The organism is Rhodococcus coprophilus NBRC 100603, from assembly GCF_001895045.1.
Classification (GTDB): Bacteria; Actinomycetota; Actinomycetes; order Mycobacteriales; family Mycobacteriaceae; genus Rhodococcus; species Rhodococcus coprophilus.
Genome location: NZ_BDAM01000018.1, coordinates 1 through 1454, shown reverse-complemented (window position 1 = coordinate 1454; position 1454 = coordinate 1). Strand labels below are relative to the sequence as shown.

The 1454-nt window shown below is 65.2% G+C and carries 1 protein-coding gene; it reads right to left on the bottom strand.

What is annotated here, in order from left to right; genetic code table 11:
* Window positions 1–1454 (bottom strand): condensation domain-containing protein (locus RDCOP1_RS21040; protein ID WP_255311431.1); only part of this gene is annotated, 1454 nt, incomplete at both ends.

Below are 1454 nucleotides of genomic sequence, written 5' to 3'. Positions count from 1 at the left end.
CTCGAGATGCGCGTCCGCCATATTCTGGAACGTCAACATCACCTGGAACAACGGATGCCGCCCCTGCGAACGCGCAGGATCGAGCACCTCCACCAACCGCTCGAACGGCACATCCGCATGCGCAAAAGCCTCGAGATCCACGTCGCGCACGGCATCGAGGAACTCCCCGAACGGGACAGCCCCGTCGACCGACGTCCGCAACACCAACGTATTGACGAACATCCCCACCAGATCATCGAGCGCAGCCTCACCGCGACCCGCGATCGGGGTGCCGATCGCAACATCGGACTGTGCACCCAACCGCGACAGCAACACCGCGAGAGCGGCATGCACCACCATGAATTCCGTTGCACCACTACGACGGGCAAGATCGGTGATACCCGCACGGATACGCCGATCGATCACGAAACCGTGCGACGCACCCCGGTAACTCGACACCACCGGACGAGGCCGATCGGACGGCAACGTCGACTCTTCAGGAAGGTCCGCGAGGGTGGTGCGCCAGAACTCGGATTGCCGCGCGAGCAGCGACTCCGGATCCGACTCGTCGCCGAGGACCTCACGCTGCCACAACGTGTAGTCGGCGTACTGCACCTCGAGCGCCGACCACTCCGGGTTCCGGCCCGCAGCGCGCGCCGCATACGCGGTGACCACATCACGAGTCAACGGCCCCATCGAGAACCCGTCACTCGAGATGTGATGCACCACCACAACCAGAATGTGCTCGTCCGGCGTGACCCGCAGCAACCGCACCCGGATCGGAACCTGCTGCGTGACATCGAAACCGGCGCCCAGGATCTCGCCGACCCGCCCGGGCACGTCCTCGACGCTCACGTCTTCGACACGCACCTCCACGACCGCGTCGTCGGCACCGAGCACCTTCTGGAAACCGACCCCGTCGACCTCCGGATACACCGTCCGCAACGACTCATGTCGCGCGACGACATCCGACACGGCCGCCTGCAACGCATCGACATCCAACGGTCCCGACAACCTGATCGCCACCGGGATGTTGTTCGCCGCCGACCCCGGATCCAACCGATTCAGGAACCACATCCGCTGCTGCGCCAACGACAACGGCACCTGCGCCGGACGCACCCGCGCAACCAACGGAACCCCGGCACCCCCACCGGACACCTGCTCCACCCGCCCCGCAAGTGCCCCGACAGTGGACGCCTCGAACAACACCCGCACCGGCACCCGAGTACCCAGCGCCGCACCCAGACGCGCCACCACCTGGGTCGCGATCAGCGAGTTACCACCCAAACCGAAGAAATCATCATCGAGCCCCACCCGCTCGACCCCGAGCACCTCCGAAAACACCGACGCCACAACCTGTTCGACGGTTGTCTGCGGCGCCCGGAACTCCCGAGCTTCGAAGACAGGGGAAGGCAACGCTTTCCGATCGAGCTTCCCACTGCTGTTGAGCGGCAACTCGTCGAGCACCACCAACA